Below are 26037 nucleotides of genomic sequence, written 5' to 3'. Positions count from 1 at the left end.
CTATATGATTAAACAGATTATTGCTTCGGCATTAATTACAGCTTCTGTGTACTCTTATGCACAGACGAAAGTGACTGAAGGAACAAAATTCACGGTGGATGCCAATCTTGAAACGGATGATAAACTGGTATTGGCAGATGACTACAATTCTTATATGTTCAGTGCAATCAATATTGACGGCTTGATGAGAAATACTTTTCCTCACAAGAAACTACTAATGAGAAAACTGGATCAGAACGGAAGTCTTGTGGATACTTATGTTAAAGATTATGCTAACAAAACAAATGGTGTTCTTCACAATTATCTGGGATCACAGCAGATTGATGATGATAAATTTATAGCATTTACGGAAGAGTATTTCGGAAAAGAAAACAGAAAGGAGGTTTTTCAACATGTTTTCAGTAGAAAGGACGGTGCTTTTACAACAAAAAGTATTGCAAAATACAGTATTGAATCTACCAACAGATCAGGAACTACTTACGTGCTTTTTTCAGAAAACGGGAAATATGCAGCTATTTTCAATGACAGATTTGCCAATAAAAAAACGGATAATGTGAATGATGTTCTGGTAATGGACCTTAGAACACTTTCTCCGGTTTGGAACAAAGAAATTACATTGAGTAATGATTATGTTGAAAAGTCTTTGACATTGACAAACTCAGCAAAAATAGTTGTCCTTCGTAAAGCTGCAGGATGGAAGGAATCCTATAAGCTGGAATTGGTTTCCAACACTGAGGATAAAGATCTTCCGTTCGATGATAAATATATTCCAGAAAAATTATACGCATTCAGTAAAAACGACAATGATTATCTGGTAACTTTTGGTAGAAAAAATGCTGCGGTTACTATTGGAGCAAGCACTTTCGGAACGGTAATGTATTATGACATGAAATCTGGAAAAGCGGTCATCAGCAATACCAATTTAGCCGGAAGCAAAGACATGAATGATGTGAAGGTAATCAAAACAATTGTAAAAGGAGATGAGGTTTTAATGGCCGTTCAGCAGGAAACGGTTACACGTCCGATGCCTACAACAATGAATCGTTTTCCTGATCCTGTATATTCATTGGATGCCGGAATGCTGATGAAATTCAATAAAGAAGGAGAAGTAAAGCAATTTGTGGCTGCCGGAACTTCCACAGGGAAGAGAATTCATGTTGTTGAAGCCGGAGATAAGCTTTATATTTCTGCATTCTATCCTAAAGGAGCATTCGGGAACACAGGATTTTCTATGAAAGTTTTTGATTTTGCTAATCTGAAACCTCAGGAGGTAAGTCTTGATTATAAAGGAAGAAATTTCTTTCAAAACTATGGCTTTGCAGACGGAAATATGATCCAGTATGTTCCGAATGTGAACAAAATGATGTTCCTTCAGAAGAGCAGCAAAGATGTTCAGATGTTCAATGTGTACAATTTTATAAAATAATCGTATTTTAGAAAAAATTAAAATATGCAGATTCAGTCAGTTTCCATAGAAGATTATATCTCAAAGATTCCTGAAGACAGACAGGAAGCTTTTAAAAAACTTTTTGATACGGTGAATGACAACCTTCCGAAAGGGTTTGAAGAAGCTACGAATTATGGGATGATAGGTTGGGTAGTTCCTCTGACAACATTTCCTGCCGGATATCACTGTGCGCCCGGAACACCTCTGCCGTTTGTTAATCTGGCTTCCCAGAAGAATTTTATAGCACTCTATCATATGGGACTGTATTCAAAACCGGAGCTTCTGGATTGGTTCGTAGGAGAATATCCAAAACATTCCAAAAAGAAACTGGACATGGGGAAATCCTGTATCCGTTTCAAAAAAGTGGATGATATTCCTTTTGAACTGATTGCCGAACTGAGTCAGAAAATGACTCCCGAAGACTGGATCGGAATTTATGAATCTCAGTATAAAAGATAAAAAAAAAGCCCTGAAATCTATTTGATTTCAGGGCTTTTTTTATACTGGAAGCTGGAAGTAATATTTGTGTTTTTAGAATCACTGATTATCGTTTGATGGTATATTTTTTTTGCACTAAAAAGTTAATTGAATGGTGTGTATTTATTCATCGTCCTTCAGAAACTTCCCTCCTCCAGCTTCCTTCTTCCTGCTTAAAAATGAATGTCCCAAATTCCCGCTTTTCGTTCAAGCTCAATCAAAGCAGCTGCATTATCTGCGAGAGCCTGGTAATACTCTTTTCTTACATTGTTATACGTTCTCTGGGCATTCAGAACTTCAAGGATAGAGCTTTCTCCTCTTTTATAGCTGTAGGTAATTCCTTCCAGAATACTTTGTGCCTCAGAAAGCATCCCATTATGAAATTGTTTGAGCTGTCTCTGAGTTGCAGTATATTGTTGATAAGCCTGCATTACTTCAGCTTTTATCCCTTGCTCAATATATTTGTATTCAACTTCTGCCTGTGAATGTGCCATTTCTGCTATTTTCAATCCTGCATTTCTTCTGTTTGAAAATTTCAAGGGAATACTAATTCCCATTTTTACAGCATTTACGGTGGGAGAAGGAGCAATTTCATTGGTTGCTTCAGTATGCCGTTCTGCTCCGGCACTGATCCCTAAATCTATAACACGATTAGCTTTCTCCAGAGTAATCTGACTTTTGGCAACCTCGGTATTTTGTCTGGCTACCAATAAATCTGCTCTTTCATTCAATGCCTGAAGAATCAGATCATCAATACTAAAGTCCCTGTTAAAGGCATTAAAATCTCCGGCAACATTTCTGTCTGTAATTTTACTGTCTCCAAGAAATACAGATAAACCGGTGATCGCCTGCTGCTCTGCACTTTCAGCCTGATAAACCTCATTCAGTAAAGATGCAGCTTCCAGCTTACTTTGTTTGGATGTGACCAGTGATATCGTTCCTAGTTTGTAGCGGATACTGTCGGATTTTGCCAGTTGCTGCATGTTTTTGTAAGAATCCTGCTGTACTTCAAGCAAAGCTTTGGATTTTAAAGCATCAATATACCCTAAACTTGCATCTGCCCGAAGGTTTCTGAAAAAATCCTGCAATTGTATTTTGCTCAGTTCAGCTTGGTTTTTGGCCAAATTTACTCTAGCTTTTCTTTTGCCTCCCAATTCAAGGGTCCAGCCGAGCGATGTACCATACACATATCCCATATTCTGATTCACTCCGTTATTGGTAGTTTCCATTTCCAGCTGAGGATCGGGAAACATATTGGCAGTCTGAATAGCAGCTTCAGCCATGCTTACATTGTATTTCTGGGAAGCATAACCAAGATTTTTGTTTCCAACAAGACTCAGGTACTCTTCAAACTGTAAAAGCTCTTTTTCCTGCGCCTTGATACCTGTAATGCTAAATACCATTACGCATAATATGATAACATGAACTTTAATTTTCATCTGATTCTAAATTTTGTTTTTCGTTGCGGCGTTCAGCCATAAAATAAATAGCCGGCAGTACGAATAGGGTTAAAATAGTGGAGAACATCAACCCGTAGACAATTACTGTTGCCAGTGGCCGCTGTACATCTGATCCAATTCCTGTAGCCAATGAAGCCGGGAATAATCCGATGACTGCAACGGTTGCTGTCATTAATACAGGTCTGAAACGGTCTCTTGCTCCTTTGATGGCGGCCTGTTTCAAATCATATCCTTTCTTACGCAAATCGTTGATGTGAGAAATCATAATGACTCCGTTCTGGATGGCAACTCCGAAGAGTGCAATGAATCCTACGGCAGAAGATACATTCAGAGACATTCCCCTGATATTGAGTGCCAGCATTCCTCCAAATAAAGCGAGTGGAACAATAGACATCAGTACCAAAGCCTGCCTGAAATCTCCAAATGCACCATACAGCAACAAAAACATAATAGCCAATGCCAACGGAACTATAAATGCCAGTCTGGAATAAGCCCTGTTTTGATTTTCAAACTGCCCTCCCCATTTGATCTGGTATTTTTCATGATCGTATCTGATCTCTTTTTCAATTTTATCCTGTGCTTTTTTCAGGAAAGAAGAAAGATCAGTCCCTCTTAAATTCAGTTTTACGGTAAGATGGCGCTTGTTCATTTCTCTGGTAATGGTACTTTCACCGGTGCTTAATTTTACTTCTGCCACCTGAGACAGCGGAATTTTTGCTCCCGAAGCTGAGGTAAGCATCAGGTTTCCGATTTTATCCGGAGTATCACGGCTGTCTTCGGTATAACGGCACGAAATATCATATACCTTATTACCGATAAAAATCTGAGAAATAGCTTTTCCTCCTAATGCAACTTCAATAAGATCGGCTACATCTGCTACATTCAGTCCATACTGAGCAATTTTGTCTCTGTCGGCAATAATCTGCAGTTGAGGTAACGGTGGCTCCTGATCAATGGCAAGATCTGCTGAACCCGGAATTGTATTTAAAGTTGATAATACATTTTCTGCAATACGTCTGGTTTCCTTAAAATCTTCTCCATATACTTTTACAACAAGTTCGCTATGCGCTCCGGAGATTTTATCCATTACCCCGTCAATCATAGGTTGTGAAAATCCTACGGTGAATCCCGGCATGTTTTTATAATCTGCCGCAAGTTCCTTGATGAGATCTGCTTTTGTTTTTCCTGCAGGCCATTCGCTGTAAGGTTTTATTCCAATGGAGACTTCAAAGTGGGAGGCTGTCCACGGGTCGGTGCCATCATCATTACGTCCTGCCTGAATCATCATATAAGTAATCTCAGGATGTTTTAAGGTGCGGGCACGCAATGTATCACTCATTTCTTTTGATTTGGCTAAAGAAATTCCGGGAGGCAGCTGTACCTGTAACCAAATAGAACCTTCATCCAGCTCAGGGAGGAAGTCTTTTCCTACGGTATAGGATAGAATTCCGGCAGATATTAAAACAATGGTGACAGGTAAAATAACTTTTTTAGGAGTCTGCATTATTTTTTCAATGCTTTTTCCATAGGCTGTACTTATTTTTTCAAGCCATTTGTTATGATAGATCTTCTGTGGCTTTCGATAAATTACGTAAGCTAATCCGGGGATCAGAAGCAATGCAACGGCAAGGGCTCCCAATAAAGCATATCCTACAGTAAAAGCCATGGGAGTAAACAGTTTTTTCTCTACTCTTTCAAAAGCGAATAATGGCAGATAGGCAGTGATGATAATAATCGTTGAAAAGAAAATAGGCTTTGCTACTTCAATCACTTTTTGGGTAATTGATTTTTCTTCCAGTGCTTCTTCCGGGTTTTCTTCTCTTTTCCTCAAAATGGTTTCCAACATGACAATGGCTCCGTCTACAATAATTCCAAAATCAATGGCTCCCAGTGAAAGAAGATTGGCTGGAATATTGGTAAAATGCATTAATATAAAAGCAAATAATAACGAAAGCGGAATGGTAATGGCTACGAGTAATGCTCCTCTCCAGCTTCCAAGAAATACAATCAGTACGATAATAACCAATACAATTCCTTCGGTAAGGGTATGAGAAACTGTAGTAAGCGTTGTTTTTACAAGGTCTGTTCTGTCCAGGAAAGGATGGATTTTTACGCCGGGAGGAAGAGTTTCGTTATTCAGTTCATCAATTGCTTCATGAACTCCGTCTAGTACTTGTGAAGGATTTTGGCCTCTTAACAAAAGAACAATTCCTTCTACGCTTTCAGAATAATTCCGTTTTCTGTCAGAATAGCCAAGAATTCCTTTTCTTTCCAGATTTCCGTATTTCAGTGTTCCTACGTCATTTAAAAAAACAGGAACACCATTTTGGGTTTTGACTACAATTTTTCCGAGGTCATTTAAATCTTTAACCAAACCTATTCCCCGGATTACATAAGCCAGATTTCCCCGGGGAAGCATACTCCCTCCGGCGCTCATATTGTTTTTGGAAATGGTTTCCGTAACTTCTGATAAGGAAAGGGCATACTGCTCAAGTTTATGAGGATCCAGCTCAATCTGAAACTGGGTAGTAATGCCTCCAAAGTTGGTAACATCCGCAATTCCTGAAACCTGTTTGATACGGGGAATGATTACAAAGTTTTGCAAATCTGTCAATTCCCGCAGACTGTGGTTATTACTTTCGATAATATAACGGTAGACTTCGCCAATAGGAGAAGTAAGAGGATCCAGCCCTGGCTGTGCCCCATAAGGAAGTGTTACATCAGTCAGCCTTTCCTGAATACGCTGTCTTGCCCAGTAATCATCTATTCCGTCATCGAAAACTATGGTAATAATAGAAAGTCCGAAGGTGCTTTTGCTTCGCATCACATGCATTCCCGGAAGTCCGTTAAGAGATCTTTCCAATGGGATTGTAATCTGCTGTTCTACTTCTTCAGCAGCCAGCCCCGGAACCTGTGTAACTACCTGAGAGGTGACATCCGCAATATCAGGATAGGCTTCTATCGATAATCTGGTCCAGGAATAATACCCGAAGAATCCCAGTAAAAGGAAGAGGGCAAGCATCAGCCATCTCTTCTGTATAGAGATTGTAAGTAATTTCTTCATAATTGTTGATTTTGCATCATTTCGCACTATTTCGCATCCAGCATATAAATTCCTCCTTCAGTCATGATGGTTTCTCCGGATTTTAAGCCCGCTGTAATTCTTACGGTTTTCTGATCAGTTTCCCCTGTTGTCACTGAACGCTTAATAAATTGGTTCTTGCTTGTTTTAATCCAGACATACTGGGAGCTGTCCTGCTGCATCAAAGCGGTAACGGGAATCATCACTGCTTTTTCAGGAGTAGTGGAGAAGGTAACTGTAGCATACATTCCGGGCTTTAGTTTTCTGTCCGGATTATCACATTCAATAAGAACTTTTATACTTCGGGTATCTTCATCTACAATTTCATTGATGTGATATACTTTTCCGGTAATACTCTTGTCAGGATATGCGCCTATTTTTACAGAAACCTGATCTCCGGTATTCACAAACCGGATATCTTTTTCTTTAACATCACCGGAAATCCATACTTTGGATAGTTCTGCAATGATCATTACCGGATCGGCATCTCCTTTCAGATATTGGCCGTTTACAATTTTGTTGGAAATAATTTCTCCGCTGATGGGGGCTCTTACAATTAAAGGACTACCAATTCCCCCACCTTTGCTGTTATATACTTTTAAGGCAGAAGAAGCATTGGAAAGTGAAGTTTTTTTATTTTTAAAATCGGTTTCCGCTTCGTCCAGTTCTTTTTGGATACCTACTCCGTGCTTGACAAGATCCTGCTGGCGTCTGTAATTTTTTTCGGCTAACTGTACATCATTCAGAGCATCTGTATAATCCTTTTGAACCGAAAAATAATCTGATGAAAGGATTTCAAAAAGAGGACTTCCGGCAGAAATATGTTGTCCCAACTGAATAAATGATCTGGTAATTCTTCCGGAAAATGGACTGGCAATTTCGGCATAATGATTTGGAATTGCCTGAATAGTTCCTGCTGAAATTACACCATCACTGTGTTCCTGTTCGGTAACAATCTGCGTTTTAATTTTTTTGAAAATAGGACTGCTTTCCGGGACGGTTACCAGATTGCCTTTTAAGATTACTTCCGGTTCTTTGTTTTGCTGAGGTATATTGTCTTTACACGAGATTGCAAAGAGAATACTGCTGCTTAAGATTATCTTTTTCATGATCTTAATAAAATTGAGTGCTATTGCTGATTTTTACTTTTTCTTTGTTATTTTTCTTGGTACTGAGCCATTTTTTGCTCCTTACTTCTTTCTGAGAGGATAGAGAGGGTCTTAGGAATATATTGGTAGAGACAATGAAGAAAACTGTGATGAGGGCTTCTACAGGATATCCCAAAGCGCATAATGCACCTATGGCTGCAGAACACCATAATGTAGCTGCAGTATTTAATCCTCTTACGGTAAGGCCGTCTTTCATGATAACGCCACCACCAAGGAAGCCAATTCCGCTCACAATATAAGAGGTGATTCTTCCGGCGGCATCGCCACCAATTCTGATGGCAATCAATACGAATGCTGCAGAGCCTATGCAAACCAAAGTATTGGTTCTGAGCCCTGCATTTTTTTTGCGCCACTGTCTTTCAAAACCGATACCGGCTCCCAGACAGAATGCGGTCAGTAAACGAAGGGTAAATTCAAATGTATTCATAACTTTTCCTGTTTTTATAAAGCTTTTCAGCTGTACGGGAAAAGTGAGTACAACTAAAGCTTTTAAGATTGATAATTACTGTAAGGATCTGAGTCCATATGCTTTATTTTTTACTGTGCAAAAGTAGAAATGCCTGTCTTTTTTTACTGTTAGAAAAGCTTTAGAATGTTATTAGAAAATCATTAGAGAAAATATTTCCCTTCTTTTTTAATGATCCTTGAGAAACGATTATTGATTAGGTCCTATTAATAAGTATAAACTGTACCCATTGTAAAAGATAAAATTTCAATACATTTGGGGCTGGCAATTTATATGATGAATTTCACTATTGATTCATATAAATAAAGGCTTGTTTAATCCCGGAAATTTCTTTCCAAAATCTTTTGAATTATATATTTTAGAAATGAAAAAATTAAACATAGCGATACCCGCTACATTGTTAGCGATCATATGTGTACAGGGAGGAGCTTCCATTGCAAAACAGCTTTTTCCTGCTATCGGAGCTATTGGTACGGTTACGTTAAGAATTGTACTTTCTGCTGTATTGCTTACATTGATTAATCGTCCGAAATTTTTACAGTTTGACAGACAAAAATGGAAATACTGTGCGATATACGGTATAGGTTTGGCGGCAATGAATCTTATCTTTTATATGGCAATTCAAAGAATTCCATTAGGATTGGCCGTTACAGTGGAATTTGCCGGGCCTTTATTTCTTGCATTGGCTTTGTCCCGTAAACTGCTGGATGTTGTCTGGGCATTGCTGGCCTGTGTGGGAATTCTGCTGATTGTTCCATGGCAGAATGATCATGTGGATTTGGTAGGACTTGGACTGGCCTTTCTTGCTGGGATGTTCTGGGCTGTTTATATTGTCATGGGTGGAAAAGTTTCCAAAATAATGGATGGGAAAGATGCAGTAACTACAGGGATGATATTTGCCAGTCTTGTGATCATTCCTTTTACAATATGGGATGGTGCGGTCTTCAATCTTACTCCGAGTATTTTTGTAAAAGGGCTGGGAGTTGCTATTCTTTCAAGTGCTTTGCCATTTTCGTTGGAAATGATGGCTTTGAAAAGACTTCCGGCAAAAACTTTCAGTATTCTGATGAGTCTGGAACCTGCGTTTGCAGCGCTTTCAGGACTGGTTTTTCTTTCTGAAGAATTATCTTTTTTACAATGGATTTCTATTGCCTGTGTAATTGCAGCCAGTATAGGAACTACGGTTTTCAATAAGAAATCTCTTTCTCATGAATAAGAATGAGAAATTAAATGATATCAAATATCACGGTAAAAATAGTTTCATTATCATCTGATACCACAGTGATTTTTGCGTGGTGAAGGAGAATAATTTTCTCAGTAAGAAACAAGCCTATTCCGTGTCCTTTCTCCTGTCTGGAGGTTTCGCTTCTGTAAAAAGGTTTGAAAATATGTTCCAAATCTTCATTAGGAATCATGTTTCCTCTATTGGTAAAACTAATCAAAAGAATTTTGGAATTGCTTTTGACGTCTATCGAACACATGTGTTCAGGAGAATATTTACAGGCATTGTCAATAAGATTGTTAAAAGCCACCTGCAGAAGATATTCATTTCCCTGGATGATAAGCTGGTGTTCTTCTATTACATCTTCGATGTTCAGTGAAACTTTATACCCTGAATTTTCTTTTATGATTTTGGTGTAAGATTCCAGAAGAACTTCATCAAGGCGAACTTCGGAAAAGCTGATTTCATTGGGATCATAGCTTGCTTTGGCGAGATCCATTAAGCTATTGGAAAGCTTTACCATATTTCGGGCATCTTCCAGTGCATATTGAATAGTTTCCTGATACTCTTCTTTGGTTTTATCCTTTTCAGAAGCCAGTTCCAGTTCGGTAATAATAGCAGCTAAAGGAGTTCTCAATTCATGTGAAATATTGGATACGAAATGTTTTTGAGAATCAAAAGAGTTCTCAAGTCTTTCCAGCATTCTGTTGAAGTTTTGGGCAAGCTCGTTGAGTTCATCTTTCTCTTTAGTTGTTTTCAGGCGCAACTGTAATTTCCCGGCTGTAATTTTTTTAATCTGAGTCACCATTTCACTGAGTGGGCTCAATGCTTTTTTGGAAAGAAATATTCCGGCCAGATAAATTAAAATTAAAATACTAAAGAAGGAAATAATACTGATGGTAAAAAGATGAGTGAGATATTCATATCCATATTGATCATAAGCTGCTGCGGTTACTGCGTACGTTTTTCCTTCATAATGATACACCATTCCTATTACCTGTAAATCGTTTAGAAAGAAATTGATTCTCTTTTTCCGGAATATCTGTGAAAGCATTTCCGGAGTTTCCTTTACATAGTCTACTTTGGCATCATCATGATAAACGAGCTTCTTATTAACATCATAAATTGCTACCTGAACTTCATTAAGTGTTCTGGTATTGTTTTTATAAAGTTTGTGCATTTCCTGCTCCGGTAATGAGCTTCGGAAAAATAAATCTGCTTTGGCAATGGCTTCGTTTTGAAGTTCGCTGTAAAAAGATTTCTCTCTGGCTTCTTTGGATGAATAATAGATTGACACGCTGTAAACACTTAAAAGCATTGCAGTGATTAAGGTAAAAAGCAGCGTAAGTCGGGTTCTTATTTTCATCCGGATATTTTTAGTTCATCTCAATGATTACTGTACAAAGCCTGATTCATAGTCTTTCTTTAGAATAAATCCCATACCAGCTTTAGTGTGGATTAGCTTGACTTCAAAACCTTTATCAATTTTCTTTCGGAGATAATTAATGTATACATCAATGAAATTGGTTCCTGTGTCAAAATGTGTTTCCCAAACTTTCTCTGCAATTTCACTTCGGGAAAGTACCCTTTCTGAATTTTCCATCATGAATTTTAAGAGGTTAAATTCTTTCGGAGTCAGTTTTATAGGCGTATGATTGCGGCTCACTGTTTTCTGCTCCAGATTCATTTCAATGCCTTCATAGGTAAGAATAGAAATTTTTTGCTGTTGCTGTTGTGAAAAACGCTTTAGAAGCACTTTGATCCTTGCTGTCAGCTCCCGCATTTCAAAAGGTTTGGTCAGATAATCATCAGCTCCAGCATCAAAACCTTCCAGTTTGTCATCAGTAGTTCCGAGCGCAGTCAGCATAATCACAGGAAGATTAGGCTGTAATACTTTGATTTCATTACAAAACTCAAGGCCGTTTTTTTTAGGCAGGACAATATCTGTTACTACCAGATCAAAATTTGTCTGTAAAGCCAGTTTTAAACCTGTGGCTCCGTCATAGGCTACGGTTACCTCAAATTCAGCTTCCTGAAATCCTTTTGCAATCAGTTTGGAAAGCCTGTCATCGTCTTCAACTAATAAAATATGTGGCATAAGAATCTTGGAAATGTTTGGGTTGGTGTGAAGAATAGATCAATATTCCCACAAATGTAATGAATTCTATTTTGTAATTTTGGCCCTGAAAGTATAATCAAATGTCTGAATTTAGAATTAAAAAAAGAATTAAAAAGCTTACTGTTATTGGGCTTTTATCCTGTCTGATGATAGTATTAATACAGTGTAAAAATGCTTATTCTGGTAATGTACAGCCTAAAAACGGTGATCTGCTTTTTGTAACCGCTAAAGAGTCGGGACTTTCCGGAGCAATTAATAATGTTACTCAAAAACAAAAAACAGCTTCATTTGATCACATAGGAATTCTGGAAAAAGAAGGCAGTAAAATGTTTGTTCTGCATGCTGCCCCTAAAGGTGGTTCTCAGAAACAGGATCTGAAAGATTTTATCAAAGACCAGAAAGAAGAAGGGCAGGAGGTAATCATTTATCGTTTGAAACCGGAATATCAGAAAACAATTCCCGGAGCAGTTAAAAAAGCAAATTCTATGCTTGGAAAACCTTACAACTTCAATTATATTCTGGATGAAAATTCGTATTACTGTTCAGATTTTGTAGAAAGAGCTTTTCGGGCAGAAAAGATTTTCAAACTGGAGCCTATGACATTCATTGATCCCAAAACAGGAAAAACGAATGCATTCTGGGAAGAATTTTATACCAAAAAAAATCTGAAAGTCCCTGAAGGAGAGCCTGGTTGTAATCCTAATGGACTTGCCGGTTCTGATAAATTAGAAAGACTGGGAAATTATTAAAATACAGAGAGAAGCTGATAAGGCTTCTTTTTTTATGTTAAAATTTAAAAAATATTAGTCTACTAATTTGGTGGACTAATATTTTTTTATATTTTTGTCACAGATTTAAATGCAGAGAGCAAAATGATCTTAGAAGTTTAACCAAAAAATGTTTAGCGATGATTACACCTAATCCGGGCCTGCAGGTTTTACAAAATACAATTAACCTGCCTAAAAAAGAATTGTTATTGGAAATAGAGTTGAATGGCAAAATGAAATTTGAACATTTAATGAATACCATCTACAATCAATTGGGTATCTGTCATAGAGTGTTATCCGCTAATGTAGAGTATGTGAACGGATATAGTTTTGGTTCAGTACAGTTATATATAAATGTCAGTTCAGAAGATTTTCAGCAGCTTGAGATCTATCTGAATAAAAATAAACTTATGAATACAACGGTGGAGTATATCTGCAGAAAGTATTTTTAAGTGAGATTCATATAGTTTTAATTACTCAAAGTGTCCGGTTTTTTTACCGGGCACTTTTTATTAAAAGCAGATATAAAAAAACAATAATTAATCGGTACAGAATTGAGGTTGCCTCAAAAGTGTCATTCTGAACGAAATGAAATGTAGTGAAGAATCTCATGTATTTGATTGATAATAAGATTCTTCCTTCGTCAGAATGACAGAAGTCAAACAAAAAAGCGCTCAGATTACTCTGAACGCTTCCATATTAAATAAATAATTTTAAATTCTTTCGATATCAGCACCAATTGCTTTCAGCCTTCCATCGATATTTTCGTATCCTCTGTCGATTTGTTCGATATTGTGGATAATAGATTTTCCTTCTGCGGAAAGCGCTGCAATAAGAAGAGCATTTCCGGCTCTGATATCCGGGGAAACCATCGTTGTACCTCTTAGCGGAGCTTCCTGATTCAATCCGATTACTGTAGCTCTGTGCGGATCACACAAAATGATCTGAGCCCCCATGTCAATTAATTTATCAACAAAGAATAGTCTGGATTCAAACATTTTCTGATGAACCAGAATACTTCCTTTTGCCTGAGTAGCTATCACTAAAATAATAGATAATAAATCCGGAGTAAATCCTGGCCAAGGCGCATCTGAAATTGTAAGGATAGATCCGTCAATAAATTTCTGAATTTTATAATGTTCCTGAGCAGGAATATAGATGTCATCACCACTTTGCTCAAGCTCGATTCCTAATTTTCTGAATGTATTCGGGATGACACCAAGCTGGTTCCAGTTTACATTTTTAATAGTGATTTCAGATTTCGTCATTGCCGCAAGGCCAATCCATGATCCGATTTCTACCATATCCGGAAGCATTGTATGCTCCGTTCCTCTCAGGTAATCTACTCCTTCAATGGTAAGAAGGTTAGACCCGATTCCTGAGATATTAGCTCCCATTCTGTTCAGCATTTTGCATAATTGCTGAAGATAAGGTTCACATGCAGCGTTGTAGATTCTTGTTTTTCCTTTTGCTAAAACTGCTGCCATTACAATATTGGCAGTTCCGGTAACAGAAGCTTCTTCCAGTAAGATGAATTTCCCTCTTAATTCCTTAGCCTTTAAAGAATAGAAATATTCCTCTTCATCATAATTGAATTCAGCACCCAGTTCAACAAGTCCCTGAAAGTGAGTATCCAGTCTTCTTCTTCCGATTTTGTCACCTCCCGGAGTCGGCATATAAGCTTCTCCATAACGGGCAAGCATTGGGCCCATCAGCATAATAGATCCACGTAATTTTGCGCCGTCTTTTTTGAACTCGTTAGATTTTATGTAATCAAAATTTACCTGATCAGCCTTGAAAGTATAATCTCCCTGTCCGTTTTTAGTAATTTTTACCCCAAAATCTCCAAGAATTTCAATCAGTCTGTTAACATCATGAATATCCGGGATATTTTTGATTCTTACCTCTTCGTCCGTAAGGAGTACCGCACATAAAATTTGTAGAGCCTCATTTTTGGCTCCTTGTGGAGTTATTTCACCATGCAATCTTTTTCCTCCTCTTATTTGAAATGTTCCACTCATTATTTTCTGTTTTTATGATTGTTATTATGCCTTCTTTTGTTAGGCTGGTTGCTGTTGTTGTTTTTATTACTGTTGTTATTCCTGTTGTTATTGTTATTATTCCTGTTGTTGTTATTGCTGGTGTAATAGATTTTACTTTTTTCAAGAGAATCTATTCCGGTAAGGTCCAGTCTGTTTTCAGACAGTTCTTTCAGATGGCGGAAAATAACATCATCCGTCACATGTTCTTTATTATAGACATTATAAGATTTCTTCATATTGTTGGCAATTACCTCGATAAGGGCTTCTTTTTCATCACCCGTTTCCAGTTCAATTGCTTTTTCTATCAATTGAAGAATACTTTTTCCGTAAAACTTAAAGTCACCCTGAAGTTTTGGATATTCCATTCTTTTAGGTTTTTCTGCCAATTGTTCCGGAGTAGGGAACGGATATGGAGAATCTACATCCAGATCATGATTAGCAAGAATATAAAGATGGTCCCAAAGTTTATGTTTATAATTTTCCTCGTCGCGAAGTTGTGGGTTTCTCTGACCCATAAAATCGATGATTGCCATAGCCATTTCGTTCCTTTCCTCTTTGGTAGGAAGTTCTTTGCAGCGCTCAACCAACTGTTGTATAATTCTGCCGTATTCCGGCATATGAAGCTGAGTTTTTTGGGTATTGTATTCCATAGTATGCAAATATATGGATTAAAAGAAAAATTGTTTCGAGAATCTGAAAAATTTATGATTTTTTAATGAAAATTTTAAATGACTTTCTTCTTGTTTTATTGTTGAAAATTAAAATATTTCCCATTCATTTGAATTTGTTTTCAATAAAATTGTATCTTGTTTAATAGATTGATAATTAATTATTACGATGAAAAAAACATATTTTTTCCTTTCCCTACTGGCTTTAGCAGTAGTTAGCTCTTGTCAGAACAGAGATGAATTGATTACGGAGACTTCCAGACAGGAGGAAGTTCATAACAAAACGGTGAATGTTACTCATCATGACGGCCGCCCTTTCAGCACCGGAAAGGAATCCGGATCTACACAGGCTAAGTTTATAGCCGGTCCTGGCGGTGGAGTTCTGATGCAGGGCTTTTACTGGGATGTTCCGGAAGGAGGCAACTGGTGGAATACCGTTAAAGATAAATTAACTGCATGGTCCAACGCCGGAATTGGTGCCGTATGGTTGCCTCCGGCTTCAAAAGCACAGAACGGGGCTTACTCTATGGGATATGATCCTACGGATTACTATGATTTTGGAAATTTTAATCAGAATGGAAGCGTGGAAACGCGTTTTGGATCTAGAACAGAACTTGAAGCATTGATTACAAAAGCACATGAAGAAAGTATGCAGGTGTACGCAGATATTGTGATCAATCATAATAGTGGCGGGCAATCCGAAGCCAATCCTTTCACCGGAACCAATACCTGGACTGATTTTTCAGGCGTAGCTTCCGGAAAATTTCAGAGAAACTACAATGATTTTTATAAAAATGCCTATGGAAACAATGATGAAGGGGCTTTTGGCGGATTTCCAGATCTTTCTCACGCTAATCCTCATGTTCAGGACTGGCTTTGGGGAAGAGATGATTCTGTGGCAAAATATTATAAGAATGTAATGAAATTTGATGGCTGGAGATTCGATTATGTTAAAGGTTTCGGTCCTTGGGTTGTCAATACCTGGAATTCTAATGTAGGTGGATTTTCTGTTGGTGAACTATGGGATTCTAATGTAAATACACTGGAATGGTGGGCTAATAATGCGAACAGTTCCGTATTTGATTTTGCAGCTTACTATAAAATGGATGAGGCTTTTGACAACGGAAATTTAAACGTTCTGAATGATGATATGATGTGGAAAAGAAACCCGTACAAAGCAGTTACTTTTGTAGCCAATCACGATACGGATATTATTTATAATAAAATGCCAGCCTATGCTTACATCTTAACCCATGAAGGATATCCAACCATTTTTTACAGAGATTATGAAGAATGGTTAAATAAAGAAAGATTAAATAACCTGATCTGGATTCATAACAATAAAGCAACAGGAACAACCTCTATTCTCTACACGGATAATGATGAATATATAGCAAGACGAAACGGCTACAATGGAAATCCCGGGCTGGTTGTCTATATCAATACATCATCAAGCTGGCAGGAAAGATGGGTAGAAACCAATTGGAGCAGCCAGCAGATCAAAGATTTCACCGGAAATTCAACATGGTATCCTACAACACAGGGAGATAAATGGGTGAAAATCCAGTGTCCGCCGAATTCTTATTCTGTGTGGTCGCTTAATTTATAAGTAATGAGCAATGAGTAATGGGTAATAATTGATAATTGATAATTGATTAAGCTGGTAATAGACTGTTCTTCAATTTAATTTTCATTAAACAACTATACGTCTTATTTGTCATTCCGTAGGAATCTATACAAAGTATTATTTTAATACTGCATATTGGAAACTCTTACGGAATGATATTTTTATATAAAGTTGAAAGAAATTTTCTGTAAGATAAAATTACACCTGAATAAACTTTTTCTTCTGGTGCTGATCCGGTAAATAACACTTCTGGTTGGCCAGTTTCATCCTGTTTTTCGAAATGATATCATACACTTTATCACTTAAAAATGCCGGCAGAATTTTTCCAATAAAAGAAAGCTTATACACTCCTCCCAGTAAGTTGGCAATTTCCAGTACTGCCCGTGATTTGATCTGATAATATCGTCCCGGTTTCCACAGATACATCGTATTGAAGACATTTGTTTCCAACCCTCTTTCGGATAAAAACTGCTGTCCGAATTCAGATTGAAGGGATGCAAACATAAACTTATCTTTCTTATCCCGCTCCAAAATCCACTGCACCCAGAAATTACAGACTCCGCAATCTCCATCAAAAAATACAATATGTTTATTTTCCCAGTTTTCCACGACTTTATTTATTAAACATGATTCTTCGTTCCGTATCTTCTTTTACTTTTTTGAAATATTGGGTAAGCTCTGCACGCTGTTCATCCGATAGTTTAGCATTTTGATGTCCTAAATAATAAGATTCAAGCGGCATTTCTTTTTTCTCAACCATTTCTATACATTCCTCCAGTTTATGAAGCTGTCTTTTAGGCTCGTATACTGCAAAGGTAGAAAAATTAAGGTGTTTCCTGCCTTCATTAATATGATTTTTTACCCACCATGAAGCCGGGGAAATATTAGTATACCATGGATATTCTGTTTCATTAGAATGACAGTCGTAACATGAAGTTTTTATGGTACGGGCAATTTTCTCCGGAGTGTTTTTAATCTTCAGAAAATCCATCCCAGGCGTAGGAGGTGGGTTGGTTTTGTCGATAGGAAAAAACTGAATGATGATAAAAGCAACAAGAATGACAACAATTATTTTTTTCATAGAGATAGTATTCATGTTTGATAATGATAAAGTTAACTAAATTATTTTTTAGAACGAATTGAATTTGAAATTGGTCTGATTATTTAAATTTTTTCTAATTACCATCGAATTTTTAATTTCTCCTTTCTTGTGGTAATGTTACGTTGAGTAATTCTAAATTGAGTGCTATACTGCTGTTTTTATTTAAGTTAATCTGAAAAATGACTAACTTAATACCTCAATTTTGCCTTAATTGAGAAGCAGCCGAAAATATGTATTTATAGTTTTTAACTATCGTTGAAATAAAAATTAATAGATTGTATTTATTGTCGAAACGTTGTAGGTTTGTCATATTCTTACAACAGAGAATTTAAACTTGAATTAATCAATATAAAATAAACGAAAATGGAAAAAGATTTGAATGACATCAGCAAATGCCCGTTTCATAACGGAACAATGAAGAAAAGTGTGGCAGGTGGAGGAACCCAGAATTCTGATTGGTGGCCGGATCAGCTTAGAGTAGATCTTCTGCGCCAGCATTCTTCCCTTTCTGATCCTATGGACGCAGATTTTGACTATGGCAAAGCATTTGAAAGCCTTGATCTTGAAGCTGTAAAAAAAGACCTTCATGCATTAATGACAGATTCCCAGGATTGGTGGCCCGCAGACTTTGGTCATTATGGACCTCTTTTTATCCGTATGGCCTGGCACAGTGCCGGAACCTATCGAGTAGGAGATGGTAGAGGTGGAGCAGGAGCAGGGCAACAGCGTTTTGCACCATTAAACAGCTGGCCGGATAATGTAAGCCTTGATAAAGCAAGAAGATTACTATGGCCAATCAAGCAGAAATATGGCAGAAATATTTCCTGGGCAGACCTTTTGATTCTTACAGGAAACATTGCTCTTGAATCAATGGGCTTTAAAACATTTGGGTTTGCCGGAGGGCGTGCAGATGTTTGGGAACCGGATTCCGATGTTTATTGGGGATCAGAAAAAACATGGCTGGGAGGTGATTTGCGTTATGCTCACGGTTCAGAAGGAGTAGTAGAAGGACAGGCAGCCGTTCTTCCTACCGATGATAATGCAGACGGAGATATTCATTCAAGAAATCTTGAAAATCCATTGGCAGCCGTACAAATGGGACTTATTTATGTAAATCCTGAAGGTCCGGACGGAAACCCAGATCCTATTGCTGCCGCTAAAGATATACGTGATACTTTCGGTCGTATGGCGATGAACGATGAAGAAACCGTTGCTTTGATTGCCGGTGGACATACTTTTGGTAAAACCCATGGAGCAGGTCCTGCAGATCATGTAGGTAAAGAACCAGAAGGAGCAGGAATTGAACAACAGGGATTAGGATGGGCAAGCAGCTACAAATCCGGAAGCGGTAGAGATGCTATTTCCAGTGGTCTGGAAGTGACCTGGACAGAAACCCCGACTCAATGGAGTAATTATTTCTTTAAAAACCTTTTTGAAAATGAATGGGAATTAACAAAAAGCCCTGCCGGAGCCCATCAATGGGTAGCAAAAGAGGGAGCAGATATTATTCCTGATGCATTTGATGCTGACAAAAAGCATAAACCAACAATGCTTACAACAGACCTTTCATTGAGACTGGATCCTGTTTACGAAAAAATTTCAAGACATTTTTACGAAAATCCTGATGCATTTGCCGATGCTTTTGCAAGAGCTTGGTTTAAATTGACACATAGAGACATGGGACCACGTGCCCGTTATTTAGGACCAGATGTTCCACAGGAAGAATTAATTTGGCAGGATCCTATTCCGGAAGTGAATCATGAGCTGGTAGACGGAAATGATGTGGAAGCACTGAAATCAAAAGTTTTAAATTCAGGATTAAGTAATTCGGAACTTATCTCTACAGCCTGGGCTTCTGCTTCTACTTTCAGAGGAAGTGATAAACGTGGTGGTGCCAACGGAGCGAGAATCAGACTGGAACCTCAGAGAAACTGGGAAGTAAATAATCCTTCTCAATTAAATAAGGTATTAAACGTACTGGAAGGAATTCAGAAAGAATTCAACGATTCTCAAAACGGTAAGAAAATTTCCTTAGCCGACCTGATTGTTTTAGCAGGTAATGCCGCAGTAGAAGTTGCTGCAGGAAATGCCGGACAGGATGTAAAAGTTCCTTTCGCTCCGGGAAGAATGGATGCGTCTCAGGAGCAGACCGATGTAGAATCTATGGGATACCTTGAACCTATTGCTGATGGATTCCGTAATTACCTGAAAAGAAGATTTACCGTGTCTACAGAATCTTTATTGATAGATAAAGCTCAATTGTTAAGTCTTACTGCTCCGGAACTGACTGTGTTAGTAGGAGGAATGCGTGCGTTAGATACTAATTTTGACGGTTCAAAACATGGTGTATTTACCAGCCGTCCGGGAGTTCTTACCAATGATTTCTTCGTCAATCTTTTAGATATGGGAACGCAATGGAAGGCAATGTCAGATGACAAACAACTTTATATGGGAAGTGACCGTTCAACTGGCCAGCCAAAATGGACGGCAACCAGAGCTGATCTTGTTTTTGGTTCAAACTCCGAACTGAGAGCGATTGCTGAAGTATACGGAAGTGCTGATGCACAAGGAAAGTTTGTAAAAGACTTTGTGGCAGCATGGACGAAAGTGATGAATCTGGATAGGTTTGATCTGGTTTAATCTTTTTAATTATATAAAAACAACAGGCTGTCTTAGAAAGGCAGCCTGTTGTTTTATATTTTGGTGATATTTAAGGTTACTGAAAACTTTGTTTATTTTATTGATCTCCTTTTAATTTAATAATTTCATCTATTAATAATGGAATTACATTTCTTGCCATAGCAATGAAATCCTGATCTTCGGGTTTTATTGAAATGAATTCTATATCATAATCTCTGTTTTCTTTTTCTCCCGTCATTATAAAACTGGAGCCGGAAGTAAAGTCTCTTCCCTCGATATATGATGTCCATGGAGATGGAGTAGCTTTATTGCATACTTCTATGATGTTTTTTAATTTTGATTCTGTCATATTACTTAGCTTTAGTCGGATTTCTAATTTTTGGATTAAATGATTTTTCGGTTTGATCTGCCGCTATTCCTGATCCGGACTAAATTTACAATTTAAGGACTTATCATGAGATATAAAAAACAAAAACCATCCTTAAAAAAAGGATGGTTTGTAGTCAAAAGCGAACAAATGTCGAACCAAATAGTTGAAGACCTTATAGCTCTATCAAAGCTTCTAACTGATTTGCCATTATATTCGGTCGTGTTTTGAGATTTTTAAACATGTAAATTTTATAATTATTTATTTCTGTCCTAAAATCTTTATCATATTGTCGGGACTAGCTATAAATTTCCGTTCGGGAAATAAATAATTGAATTCATCATCTTTTAATTAATTTCTTCTGTTTGAATCTCAATATCAATTTCTTCAAAATCATCAGGTGTTTCCTGAATTGGTTCTTGAAGCCTTATTCCATCAAGATAATAAGTTGTTCCCAAATAGATTTCATCGCTAAAAACAACTCCATCTATTTTTCTTTTAAAGCATTTCCCAGGATCCGCTTTAATTATATTGTCTGTCTGTGTCATATTTTATTATTATGTTATCGGATAAATTTTTGCGGCAAAATAGCTCCAGTTAGTTGCCGTTTTATAAGCAGAAATGCTTGAGGCAGGTACATGAATTTCTACTGTATTTATTATTATTCCGTCAGCAACAAAGTTAGTTCCCACCAAAATTGGAGGTGTAGTTGCCAATACTTTAATTATTACTCTTGTAACGCCAAATTGGCCTGCAGCTGGGTACATAGGCATGCAGTAGTTTTCTATGTAGTTAATTGAAGCCGGAAGAATAATAGTAACTTCATTCTCTCCCTTAAGAGGCCTTAAAGTCAAACCATACGAATCCATTCTTTCTAAGCTCGTACACCCGGATAAATCAACAAGATTGGAAACAAGCTCTTCAACAGGATAATTATTTACATTATTAGTAAGCATATTCTTGAAAATTCTCGTGATATAAGGAAGGGTGTATTTCCCCGCTCTCGGATACATGAACTGAAATGAATTTGTTGTATAAATCTTAACATTCTTAAATAAATTAATATCGAAGTATCTTCCATAAAATGGAATTTCGCCAAGTTCCTCTAGCTTATCAAAATTTCCGACTACAACAGCATTATACTTAAAGTAAAATGCATTAGAACCTATCTTCTTTATATTGGGAGGAAAAATAATGCTTTCCAATTGATTTTCATATGAATTGAATGCTCTATCTCCAATTGTCTCCACATTCGTGAAAAATCTAAACTCATCAAAACTGTAAGAAAGCTTTCTCGAGGTATTAACATCTGTGTTGAAAGTGTCAGCAGGAATATTGATAACAGCTCTTGCTTCCGCAAAACTGAGTTCTCCATCACCGTTGGTATTAAAGACATTTAATAATGTAGCTTTCCTGGTCGCACTCGAAATTTGAATGAAAGTGGCAACATTTGAAAATGTAAATTTAAAGTCTGGCCAATTGGCTTCCATGAAATCTTTATCTTCTTGATATATGGTAGTAAAGTTCCAAGTTCCTTCAACTACAGAATGAGGCGTTGTGTTACCTGAATCATCAATCCCCTTAGCATTGATAATTGGGAAAAACATCTCACTCGAAGCACTACTTCCATTTAGATTATTAATTCTCACTCTGCTCAAATTTTTAAGATTTGAAACAATGTCACTAACATTAATTAAAGGGCAATCTTTGATAACAAGTGTTTTAATTGAACTTGCTGTAAAAGTTAAGTTAGAATAGGTAATAAATTTTTGATTATCTAATATTAAAGTACTTGCTGTACTTGGCAAAATTAAGGAAGCAAGCAAACCGCCTTTTGGCAATAAGACCGACGATATTCCTGTTCCTGCAGCAGAAACTCTTTTAATACTTGTACAAGCAGTAAGATCTATTGACTGTTTTAGATTTGGACAATTCGTTACATCCAACTCCTCCAGAATTGTATTATTACCAATAAACAAGTTTCTCAAATTTTGATTTGAATAACCGGAAATTTGACTTCCAATTTGAAGTCTCGACAAATTCGTCGCTTTTGAAACATCTAAAGTACCAAGATACTTTCCTGACAAATCTCCAAGATCTTTAATTGCAGATGCACCATAGATAATAGTTTCTGTGTCGTTAAAAGTAATAGCCGGAGCTTGAACTAAAGATGCAACATTTTTTCTAAGCCTCGCACGGTTGATATAGGAACCAAACTTAATTTTCGTATATCCGTCTTTCAGAGCTGTTAATAAAAAATTAGCATTTGGAGGAACTACAGGCGTTCCTGAAGGTGTATAAAGTCTCATCGTGATATAATCAGATGAGAAAGTAGAGGTGTCGTACTTTCCGTCCATATATCTGAATCTATTTAATAACCAATAATTCCTGTGTGATTTTCTTGAGCCTTGTGCGGTGTATAAGTAACTTCCGTTCCCAGCAACAACCAAAGGATCTATATATTTATATTTCGCATCTTCATTAAAAATACTTTCCGCCCATTTGTCAGATTCTAATGTGTTAAAATAAGTGTTGCACTTATCATAAGTTAGAATTCCTGAAGTTCTCATTTGCTGGTACAAAGCCGTAATTTCAGTATCAAAAGCCACTTCAACCAATTTCCAAAGCTCGGATAAGGCCCCATTCCAGACAAAACCACTTCCTACTTGGTCGTGAGCCTCTACCCAGTAATCATACACATTGTGGCCTTCGTTATTAAGACCTAAAACCGTATCATTATCATAAAAAATAAGATACCAACGGTTGTTTTCTTGCGCATCCGGATACATCGCAAACATCTGATTTTTAGCACGCTGATCGACCATTGCAAAAAACTCAGTGAAGACATAATAAAACAGTAAAAACTGAATATTAAAATGATCTGGAGCCTCGGTTTTGAATTTTGCAGGATTATTTTTGCAACTCACAATCCATCTATGCAAAGCTTCAAGATTCGAAGTATCTTCATTATTTTCCGGATATCTTCCCTCAAAATCATTTTTCCATAAATGCTTACCATTTTCGTCTGCACTTTGAAAATCTGTAGCAATAAATAATGTATTATCTGAAGTATTGTTTAAAAATTCCCAGCATTCCTGACCACCTGTAAAACCTGTCGTTGCTTCATTCGACTTATCATTATTGAAATTATATTTTCCGAGAAAAATACGCTCCGAGTCTGGTGTCGCTCTGTGAAATATAAGCATTGGAAACCCGTCCATCGTAGTACGGATGTTAGGATCAATTAATTGTGGTGGAACTAAATAACCCAATTGATTTAAAGAATCTTGGGCAAGCCTCGCCAAACCAATGTTGTGAGAACCTGAAGATTCCATGAAGTCAGCTTTAAAAGTAAATGTTTTTTCAGCTAATGAATTATCACGAAGCTTATACTTGGAAGAAACTAATTCTCCATTTTTAAAGCCCCCATTAAATTTTATTTTAAAGTTTTTTCGGGGATAATATTGTGAGGATGTACCCTGAACATCAATACTCGCATTTACATAAGAAAACGATTTTGTAGGATCTTGAGCATTTTCATACTCTCCAACAATTGTTTTTTTATCGCCTTTATAAGTTGGCAAATCTCCAACAATGGTTAAGCATGGAATTGATTGTAAACATTTATCGTAGGACAAATTTCCGAATGCATCGTACAATTTATTTCTCTCGTAAATGTTGACTTTTTCAACCAGGTTATCCATGTCAGCAATAAAATTCGACAACATCTGATCGGCGTTTAGGTTATTATTATAAACCCGAATATTATATAGATTAATATTACAATCACTGCTTCCAATGGTAATATTTTGAGGAGCTTGTTGTAAAAAGCTGTCTAATGAATTATACTGATATAATGAAGATATAATTCCATTGATATACACAAATACCAATCTTTGATCTGAAACCTTTGTAACGACTATACTTACACGAATCCTTTCCTCTTCTTTAAAAAATATGGACGTACCGTCCTGCTCAGAACTGAACGAAAACGAATTTGAGGTAGCAACAAATCCAACATTTCCATTTTTACAAGAAAAAATAGTACTGTCACTGTTTTTTATATCTGAAGTTGAAAATTCAAATTCTAATGTTTTACCACCTGTTTTAAAATCGTGATCAAATATTTTAAAAGGAATCTCAACCCTTGCATTTCCACTCACTTTAAGTGCCACAGAACCCTTTGAGTCTTGAATCCACCCATTGGTGCTGAAATCAAAATCAGTAAGAGTACATGACAGGTTTTTGTATTTCCACTCGTTTTTGTTAATCTCTGAATTGCTTCTGTTTCGACTACTTAAAAATAATTCCAAGCCTAACGTTTCGGCTTCAACTTGAATATCGAAAGCAGTTACAACTACTGAAGTATTTTTCGTGACATTGCCACATTTAAAAGTTACAGTGTGCGCACCTGAGTCCGTAAATGTATAGATGAACTTCTGCAAACTTCTATTTACAAGTAATTCAGAAACCTTCACTCCATCGACCAAAATCTCAACATCACTGTAATTTGATGATGGTGAATACACCAGATATTCAATAGAAGCTGGAGCATATTGATTAGCAACAACATTATTTGCTGAAGAAACCAGGGGCGTTAAATTACCGGCAACAACACTGATAATATCTGTAAATAAGTGATTGCTTTCAATGATCTCTCCTGACAAATCAGCGGTCATATACACCTCTAAAATATGAACTCCGTGCGACTGTGCAGGAATTTCATAAAGAAGCTCTTTGTTATTTATTGAAGTAATTACTGGCGGAAGATCTGATCCATTTAATTTGAAATGAATCGTCTTCTCGACATTCCCGGTTGGAATATATCGAAAAATGATGGGTCCCGAATTAATAGTGGTCTTGTCGTATGTAGTACTTAAAGCAAGTGCTATTGTTTGAATATCATATTTTAATTTCCTATTATTTCCATAACTATCAGTGATACTAAGTGTTATTGTATTATCTCCCGCCAAAATATATGGCGTGATATCTATATCATTGGCTCCCTGATTAATGTTTTTATTAAATAGGATCGTATTTCCTTTTAAAATACTTGCAGTTCCTCCGCCAGTCTCACTACCATCAACACTGTCGATGGATGACCATGAAAAAACTATTCTAACTTCACTTCCAAATGATTTTACGAACGATGCAGGTATTTCAGATTTTGCGCGGAAAACAATTCCATTGCCTCCTCCAGTTCCACCACCAGTTCCGTATTCACTTTCTGACTTTTCTCCTAAAGCTGAATATGCAATCTGTTTAATGATTTTTCCATCTTCATTTTTAATGAAAAACATGACGGGATAAATGAAATTATCTGCAACTTCTTTATCTGATCTTTCATAATTTGTAAAATAAATTTTTCCTGTATATCTCATT

General features: G+C 36.9%; 20 protein-coding genes. 7 read left to right on the top strand and 13 right to left on the bottom strand.

Annotated elements, in window-relative coordinates; all coding sequences use genetic code 11:
• The first annotated feature begins 4 nt into the window (after positions 1-4).
• Both FW780_RS10055 and FW780_RS10050 read left to right on the top strand, forming a co-directional pair.
• Entirely contained in the window at positions 5-1426 is a 1422-nt protein-coding gene (locus tag FW780_RS10055; RefSeq protein WP_149833458.1) for a hypothetical protein, read from the top strand.
• A 24-nt stretch (positions 1427-1450) separates the two neighbouring features.
• A complete protein-coding gene (locus FW780_RS10050) occupies positions 1451-1906 on the top strand; it encodes a DUF1801 domain-containing protein (RefSeq protein ID WP_149833457.1) in 456 nt (151 codons plus the stop codon).
• 191 nt (positions 1907-2097) lie between these two features.
• Here the strand turns inward: FW780_RS10050 and FW780_RS10045 are convergent, their stop codons facing one another.
• From FW780_RS10045 to FW780_RS10030, 4 genes are read right to left on the bottom strand one after another with little or no spacing between them, the layout of a single operon-like run.
• The gene (locus FW780_RS10045; protein ID WP_149833456.1) at positions 2098-3363 is read right to left on the bottom strand and encodes a TolC family protein; all 1266 of its coding nucleotides are present in this window, start codon (positions 3361-3363) and stop codon (positions 2098-2100) included.
• Entirely contained in the window at positions 3353-6448 is a 3096-nt protein-coding gene (locus FW780_RS10040) for an efflux RND transporter permease subunit (protein ID WP_149833455.1), read from the bottom strand. The genes FW780_RS10045 and FW780_RS10040 overlap by 11 nt, the downstream gene beginning before the upstream one ends.
• A gap of 26 nt (positions 6449-6474) precedes the next feature.
• Positions 6475-7575 (bottom strand): efflux RND transporter periplasmic adaptor subunit, encoded by a 1101-nt coding sequence (locus tag FW780_RS10035; protein WP_149833454.1) that lies wholly within the window; start codon positions 7573-7575, stop codon positions 6475-6477.
• A gap of 4 nt (positions 7576-7579) precedes the next feature.
• Positions 7580-8062 carry an MgtC/SapB family protein gene (locus FW780_RS10030; RefSeq protein ID WP_149833453.1) on the bottom strand — a complete coding sequence of 161 codons (483 nt, stop codon included), beginning with the start codon at positions 8060-8062 and terminating at the stop codon, positions 7580-7582.
• 403 nt (positions 8063-8465) lie between these two features.
• On the opposite strand from FW780_RS10030, the gene FW780_RS10025 reads away from it, so the two are divergent.
• Positions 8466-9317, top strand: coding sequence for an EamA family transporter (locus FW780_RS10025; RefSeq protein WP_149833452.1), 852 nt, complete (start codon positions 8466-8468; stop codon positions 9315-9317).
• 10 nt (positions 9318-9327) lie between these two features.
• Here FW780_RS10025 and FW780_RS10020 read toward each other — a convergent pair whose 3' ends face one another.
• The gene (locus FW780_RS10020; RefSeq protein ID WP_149833451.1) at positions 9328-10689 is read right to left on the bottom strand and encodes an ATP-binding protein; all 1362 of its coding nucleotides are present in this window, start codon (positions 10687-10689) and stop codon (positions 9328-9330) included.
• Between the two features lie 27 nt (positions 10690-10716).
• On the bottom strand, positions 10717-11421 hold the full coding sequence (locus tag FW780_RS10015) for a response regulator transcription factor (protein WP_149833450.1): 705 nt from the start codon (positions 11419-11421) through the stop codon (positions 10717-10719).
• Between the two features lie 101 nt (positions 11422-11522).
• Between FW780_RS10015 and FW780_RS10010 the strand changes: the two genes are divergently transcribed.
• Entirely contained in the window at positions 11523-12191 is a 669-nt protein-coding gene (locus FW780_RS10010; RefSeq protein ID WP_149833449.1) for a YiiX/YebB-like N1pC/P60 family cysteine hydrolase, read from the top strand.
• 158 nt (positions 12192-12349) lie between these two features.
• Positions 12350-12661 carry an NIL domain-containing protein gene (locus tag FW780_RS10005; protein ID WP_149833448.1) on the top strand — a complete coding sequence of 104 codons (312 nt, stop codon included), beginning with the start codon at positions 12350-12352 and terminating at the stop codon, positions 12659-12661.
• A gap of 261 nt (positions 12662-12922) precedes the next feature.
• On the opposite strand, the gene murA is transcribed toward FW780_RS10005, so the two are convergent.
• Both murA and FW780_RS09995 read right to left on the bottom strand, forming a co-directional pair.
• On the bottom strand, positions 12923-14230 hold the full coding sequence (murA, locus tag FW780_RS10000; RefSeq protein ID WP_149833447.1) for a UDP-N-acetylglucosamine 1-carboxyvinyltransferase: 1308 nt from the start codon (positions 14228-14230) through the stop codon (positions 12923-12925).
• Positions 14230-14901: a DUF4290 domain-containing protein gene (locus tag FW780_RS09995; RefSeq protein ID WP_149833446.1), complete on the bottom strand. Its 672-nt coding sequence runs from the start codon at positions 14899-14901 to the stop codon at positions 14230-14232. Before FW780_RS09995 ends, murA begins: the two co-directional genes overlap by 1 nt.
• Before the next feature lie 187 nt (positions 14902-15088).
• Between FW780_RS09995 and FW780_RS09990 the strand changes: the two genes are divergently transcribed.
• Entirely contained in the window at positions 15089-16528 is a 1440-nt protein-coding gene (locus FW780_RS09990; protein ID WP_149833445.1) for an alpha-amylase, read from the top strand.
• 216 nt (positions 16529-16744) lie between these two features.
• On the opposite strand, the gene FW780_RS09985 is transcribed toward FW780_RS09990, so the two are convergent.
• The gene (locus FW780_RS09985) at positions 16745-17155 is read right to left on the bottom strand and encodes a thiol-disulfide oxidoreductase DCC family protein (RefSeq protein WP_149833444.1); all 411 of its coding nucleotides are present in this window, start codon (positions 17153-17155) and stop codon (positions 16745-16747) included.
• Between the two features lie 4 nt (positions 17156-17159).
• The gene (locus tag FW780_RS09980; protein ID WP_149833443.1) at positions 17160-17627 is read right to left on the bottom strand and encodes a heme-binding domain-containing protein; all 468 of its coding nucleotides are present in this window, start codon (positions 17625-17627) and stop codon (positions 17160-17162) included.
• 384 nt (positions 17628-18011) lie between these two features.
• On the opposite strand from FW780_RS09980, the gene katG reads away from it, so the two are divergent.
• Positions 18012-20288 carry a catalase/peroxidase HPI gene (gene katG / locus FW780_RS09975; RefSeq protein ID WP_149833442.1) on the top strand — a complete coding sequence of 759 codons (2277 nt, stop codon included), beginning with the start codon at positions 18012-18014 and terminating at the stop codon, positions 20286-20288.
• Between the two features lie 97 nt (positions 20289-20385).
• Here the strand turns inward: katG and FW780_RS09970 are convergent, their stop codons facing one another.
• The 3 genes from FW780_RS09970 to FW780_RS09960 all read right to left on the bottom strand — a co-directional run bounded on the left by FW780_RS09970 (position 20386) and on the right by FW780_RS09960 (position 26036).
• Positions 20386-20637, bottom strand: coding sequence for a hypothetical protein (locus FW780_RS09970; RefSeq protein WP_149833441.1), 252 nt, complete (start codon positions 20635-20637; stop codon positions 20386-20388).
• Between the two features lie 365 nt (positions 20638-21002).
• The gene (locus tag FW780_RS09965) at positions 21003-21203 is read right to left on the bottom strand and encodes a hypothetical protein (protein ID WP_149833440.1); all 201 of its coding nucleotides are present in this window, start codon (positions 21201-21203) and stop codon (positions 21003-21005) included.
• A 9-nt stretch (positions 21204-21212) separates the two neighbouring features.
• A complete protein-coding gene (locus FW780_RS09960; protein ID WP_149833439.1) occupies positions 21213-26036 on the bottom strand; it encodes a CotH kinase family protein in 4824 nt (1607 codons plus the stop codon).
• Position 26037 lies beyond the last annotated feature (1 nt).

Source organism: Chryseobacterium sediminis (assembly GCF_008386505.1).
In the GTDB taxonomy this organism is placed as follows: Bacteria; Bacteroidota; Bacteroidia; order Flavobacteriales; family Weeksellaceae; genus Chryseobacterium; species Chryseobacterium sediminis.
This window is presented reverse-complemented; position numbering and strand designations above follow the sequence as displayed.

Excerpts from the sequence above, each read along its gene's own strand:
- FW780_RS10055 (WP_149833458.1), top strand. The coding sequence starts at position 5 with ATGATTAAACAGATTATTGCTTCGGCATTAATTACAGCTTCTGTGTAC.
- FW780_RS10050 (WP_149833457.1), top strand. The coding sequence starts at position 1,451 with ATGCAGATTCAGTCAGTTTCCATAGAAGATTATATCTCAAAGATTCCT.
- FW780_RS10045 (WP_149833456.1), bottom strand. The coding sequence starts at position 3,363 with ATGAAAATTAAAGTTCATGTTATCATATTATGCGTAATGGTATTTAGC.
- FW780_RS10040 (WP_149833455.1), bottom strand. The coding sequence starts at position 6,448 with ATGAAGAAATTACTTACAATCTCTATACAGAAGAGATGGCTGATGCTT.
- FW780_RS10035 (WP_149833454.1), bottom strand. The coding sequence starts at position 7,575 with ATGAAAAAGATAATCTTAAGCAGCAGTATTCTCTTTGCAATCTCGTGT.
- FW780_RS10030 (WP_149833453.1), bottom strand. The coding sequence starts at position 8,062 with ATGAATACATTTGAATTTACCCTTCGTTTACTGACCGCATTCTGTCTG.
- FW780_RS10025 (WP_149833452.1), top strand. The coding sequence starts at position 8,466 with ATGAAAAAATTAAACATAGCGATACCCGCTACATTGTTAGCGATCATA.
- FW780_RS10020 (WP_149833451.1), bottom strand. The coding sequence starts at position 10,689 with ATGAAAATAAGAACCCGACTTACGCTGCTTTTTACCTTAATCACTGCA.
- FW780_RS10015 (WP_149833450.1), bottom strand. The coding sequence starts at position 11,421 with ATGCCACATATTTTATTAGTTGAAGACGATGACAGGCTTTCCAAACTG.
- FW780_RS10010 (WP_149833449.1), top strand. The coding sequence starts at position 11,523 with ATGTCTGAATTTAGAATTAAAAAAAGAATTAAAAAGCTTACTGTTATT.
- FW780_RS10005 (WP_149833448.1), top strand. The coding sequence starts at position 12,350 with ATGATTACACCTAATCCGGGCCTGCAGGTTTTACAAAATACAATTAAC.
- murA (WP_149833447.1), bottom strand. The coding sequence starts at position 14,230 with ATGAGTGGAACATTTCAAATAAGAGGAGGAAAAAGATTGCATGGTGAA.
- FW780_RS09995 (WP_149833446.1), bottom strand. The coding sequence starts at position 14,901 with ATGGAATACAATACCCAAAAAACTCAGCTTCATATGCCGGAATACGGC.
- FW780_RS09990 (WP_149833445.1), top strand. The coding sequence starts at position 15,089 with ATGAAAAAAACATATTTTTTCCTTTCCCTACTGGCTTTAGCAGTAGTT.
- FW780_RS09980 (WP_149833443.1), bottom strand. The coding sequence starts at position 17,627 with ATGAAAAAAATAATTGTTGTCATTCTTGTTGCTTTTATCATCATTCAG.
- katG (WP_149833442.1), top strand. The coding sequence starts at position 18,012 with ATGGAAAAAGATTTGAATGACATCAGCAAATGCCCGTTTCATAACGGA.
- FW780_RS09970 (WP_149833441.1), bottom strand. The coding sequence starts at position 20,637 with ATGACAGAATCAAAATTAAAAAACATCATAGAAGTATGCAATAAAGCT.
- FW780_RS09965 (WP_149833440.1), bottom strand. The coding sequence starts at position 21,203 with ATGACACAGACAGACAATATAATTAAAGCGGATCCTGGGAAATGCTTT.
- FW780_RS09960 (WP_149833439.1), bottom strand. The coding sequence starts at position 26,036 with ATGAGATATACAGGAAAAATTTATTTTACAAATTATGAAAGATCAGAT.